The sequence below is a fragment of the Nakamurella sp. genome, from assembly GCF_048594475.1.
In the GTDB taxonomy this organism is placed as follows: domain Bacteria; phylum Actinomycetota; class Actinomycetes; order Mycobacteriales; family Nakamurellaceae; genus Nakamurella.
In genome coordinates this window covers 1-3,959 of record NZ_JBMDXT010000416.1, presented here as the reverse complement: position 1 = coordinate 3,959, position 3,959 = coordinate 1, and the positions used below count along the sequence as shown (strand labels likewise).

The following is a 3,959-nucleotide window of genomic DNA, read 5'->3' as shown; positions in this document are numbered from 1 at the left end:
CAACCCCACCCCGACCGCCGCCCCCACCAACAGCCCGACCAGCACCACGACCCACTGCCGCCGCAACACCCGCAGGTACTCGCGCAGGTCCACCACTCCCCCTTGACCGGCCGAAGCCCTGCCGAAGCCCGCCACCACCAGTGATACGCTCCGTAGCGTTGCATATACTACTGGTAGTTGCCAGGTGTCGCAGTGACTCAAGGCCAGGGAGCCAGCCGTCGTGCAAACGCCTACCTTCCGAGTCACCGGGTCGGGCCGACTTCCGGTCCACGACGCCCTGCTTCGTCGTCCGTGCGGGGCGGCCAGGATGCCGGTGGTGACCGGCCGCCCGCGGCCCGTCCCGCCGTCGACCGGTGCCGCCGGGGCGGTCGGTGACGGTCCGATGCCGCCTTCTGACCGGATCACGGGGGCATGGGCGGCAACGGTGTGATCCAGGACCGCGGGCGGCCGGGCGGCGAGTTCGCGGTCCGCACCCGGGCCGGGCACACTCTGGTCGTTCTCGGGTGGCTGGTGGTGTACTCGCTCGTTGCGGCGGTCTATGCGTCCGGCCAGATGACCATGGGCGACCTCATCCCGCCGGCCGTCATCGTCTTCGCCTTCGCACTGTGGGGATACCTGCGCCAGGGCGGTCCCCTCGTCAACGCCTCGTCGGTTTTCTGCTATGCGACGGCCCTATTCGTGGCCTTTCCGGCCGCCTATGCGGGCATTGTCGGATCGACGCGCGCCGAGGCCGTCGGTGCCGGCTGGCTTTTGGTCTGCCTGAGCCTGGCCGTCGCGCTCATGGCCGTGGTGCTCATCGTGAGTTCCGACGCCGGCCCGCCCGCTCGGACGACGAGCGCGACCATGCCCTTGCCGGCGGGTGCCCGGCCGGCCCGCCGGCCGCTGATCTCGCCGGCCACGGGATGGCGCCTCGGCGGCGCGCTCATGGCCGCCGCTTTGGTGTTGAACCACGTCGACGCGGCGGCCTGGCTACGGCTGCCGCAATCACTCGGCGCCCTGTCGATCCTCGTCCTCACCCTGGCACTGAGCGAATCGGTATCGGGTGCGACGAGGGCCCTGCTGCTCTCGGGCGTGCTGGTGACATCCGCGCTGTACTACGAATTCGTGTTCCGATCGTTCGGCCGCCTGGTCCTCGGGTCGATCGTCTGCACCATGGCCGTGATCTACAGCGCCCGCCGGACCAACTACGTGCCGAAGGTGATCCTGCTGGCCGGAACGGCGCCGGCCCTGGTCTACCTGGTCCAGCAACGGCTGGCCTTCGTCAAGGAGACGTGGGGGTATCAGGCCCCGCCGGGCGAGGGCATCGCCTCCGTCACCGGACCCTTCGTCAGCTGCGCCCAGATCGCGTCCGCCTACTGGGACGGGGTGATCTCTCCGACCTTCGGCTCGACGATCTGGGCGACGACGGTCTTCTGGGTCCCCCGCAGCATATGGCCGGGCAAGCCCGTGGGGTTCGGCGCCGAGATCGTCGCCATCACCCAACCCGGAAATCTGGATGTTCCCGAGTTCAGTGACGCAGCAACCATTGTCGGCGAGCTGATCTGGAATCTGGGCCTGGTGCTCATCGTCGGCGGGATGATCCTGCTCGCCCTGGCCATCCGGTGGCTCGACCGACGCCTGGGCGCGATCAGCGGCCCCGGCCCGGCGGAGAGGGCCGCCACCCCGGTCCGGATGCTGGCACTGGCCGTGGTGATCGGCGGGCTGGTCAATCTTGTCTGGGGTGGCGTCTTTACCTTCACCACCCGGGCGATGGGCATGCTCGTCGCGCTCGGCCTGTTCCACCTGGTGTTCTCACGCGTGCGCCGCGAGCGGTCCCGGCAGTAGGACGCGGATGGCAGCCACCCCCGGCCCCGTCATCGCCCGCCGATTCATCCCGCCAGGGTCGGCGGCCGGTCCAGGGCCAGACTCATCTCTGCACACATGTCACGCAGACACCTCGTGATCGACGCGTCGGGCCGGTCGACCGGAATGCTGAGCCCCACGTGTGGACTGACCCGGGGCACGACGACATGGGACACCAGAGGGTGCCTGGGCCGTTGGTCCAGCTCGCCTGCGGCCAGCAGGGCCTCGTGCATCTTCTCGCCCGATCGGAGGCCGGTGTACTCGATAGCGATGTCGCGGTTGGACAACGCAATGAGTTGCCGGGCGACGGTGTCGATCCGGACCGGCTCCCCCATGTCCAGCACGAGGGCCTCCCCGTCGCGGCCCAGCACCGCAGCCTGGACCACCAGCTGCACCGCCTCGTCCACGGTCATGAAGTACCGTGTGACGTCGGGGTGGGTGACGGTCACCGGCCCGCCCGCCGCGATCTGGGCGGCGAAGGCGGTGAGCACCGAGCCCCGGCTCCCGAGCACATTGCCGAAACGCACGCTCAGGTAGGTGCCTTCGGCTCGCGCGGCCATGTCCGCGGTGAGACCCTCGGCGATGCGCTTGGCGTAGCCGAGCACGCTGATCGGGTCGGCCGCCTTGTCGGTGGAGATGTTGACGAACCGATCGACTCCCGCAGCGGCCGCGGCGTCCAGCACCGCCTGGGTCCCCCAGATGTTGGTCTTGACCGCCTCGGCCGGATACCGTTCGAGCATCGGCAGGTGCTTGAGCGCCGCGGCGTGGAAGACGACCTGCGGCCGGTACTCCCGGAAGATGCCGGCGATCCGCCGGCCGTCGCGAATATCGGCCAGGACGATGTTCCGCGAGTTCAGCAAGGCGCGACCCTCGATCGACAACTCGACGGCGTGCAGTGCCGATTCGTCCCGATCCAGCAGAACCAACTGGGCGGGGTTCCAGCGACTGATCTGACGGCACAGCTCCGAGCCGATGGAGCCGCCGGCTCCGGTCACCAGGACCCGCTGCCCGGTCAGATAGCCGGCGATCGCCGCGACGTCGGTGTCGATCTGCCGGCGGCCGAGCAGGTCCGGAAGGTTGATGTCGCGCACATCGTGGATGCCGACCCGCCCGTCCAGAAGTTCACCGACCCCGGGCAGCACCTTGAGGCTCAACTGCGCCTGCGCGGCGGCGGCCGAGATCCTGCGCAGCAGGGCGGAGGAGGCACTCGGGATTGCGACCACCGCGGTTGACACCCCCGCTCCGCGAGCGGCCGACGAGATCTCACCGATCGGTCCGAGGACGGGGACGCCGTCGATGCGCAGGTGACGTTTGCGCCGATCGTCGTCGAGGATGCCGATGGGTGACCACCGGGCGGCCGGATCACGGGTCATCGACTTGATCAGCTGGCGGCCGCCGGACCCCGCACCGATGACGAGCACGGGCTGACCGCGTCCCGCCACGTCGGCGATGGTCGAATTCTCCCGGACCGCCCGCACCAGGGCGCGACCCCATGCCATGGCCACGACGGCGCAGATCGTCGCGATCAACGGAACCGACCGGGGCACCAGGGCGATCGTCAGCAGGTTGCCCAGATAGACCGCAACGCCCACGCACAGAGCGACCGCGGCGAGCCTGATCGTCTCGTCGAGGCTGCCCAGTGGCGACCGCCCGTCGTGCAGGCGGGTGACCCACGCGACGACGGCATAGATCGCAGCGGTCACCATGGCCACCACCATGGTCGGACCCCACGGCACCCGATCGGCCTGAAAATCCATCCGGGAAATGGCTGCAAAGGCGACGGCCGCCAGCCATACACTCGTGTCGAACACCAATAGCCACAGATGTCGTCGACGCGACAGCCACTCGATCACACGGCTTGCCAGCAGGCGCAACGCGGTGACCCCCTTGGCCTCTTCACGGCCGATGGCACATACTGTGACTTTCCGTACCTTGCCCGCTACGGAGCGTATCACCGGTGGTGGTGGTTTCGGTCTCTGGTGGTGGCGGGCTTCGGCAGGGCTTCGGCCGGTCAAGGGGGAGTGGTGGACCTGCGCGAGTACCTGCGGGTGTTGCGGCGGCAGTGGGTCGTGGTGCTGGTCGGGCTGTTGGTGGGGGCGGCGGTCGGGGTGGGGTTG

At 69.2% G+C, this 3,959-nt stretch carries 2 protein-coding genes; one reads left to right on the top strand and one right to left on the bottom strand.

The genetic code is table 11. From position 1 onward, the window contains the following. The first annotated feature begins 411 nt into the window (after window positions 1–411). The gene (locus ACOJUF_RS18975; RefSeq protein ID WP_420123379.1) at window positions 412–1,824 is read left to right on the top strand and encodes a hypothetical protein; all 1,413 of its coding nucleotides are present in this window, start codon (window positions 412–414) and stop codon (window positions 1,822–1,824) included. Window positions 1,825–1,868: 44 nt separating this feature from the next. Here the strand turns inward: ACOJUF_RS18975 and ACOJUF_RS18970 are convergent, their stop codons facing one another. Beyond that, complete coding sequence (locus ACOJUF_RS18970; protein WP_420123378.1) at window positions 1,869–3,857, bottom strand: polysaccharide biosynthesis protein; 1,989 nt, start codon at window positions 3,855–3,857, stop codon at window positions 1,869–1,871. Between the last annotated feature and the right edge of the window lie 102 nt (window positions 3,858–3,959).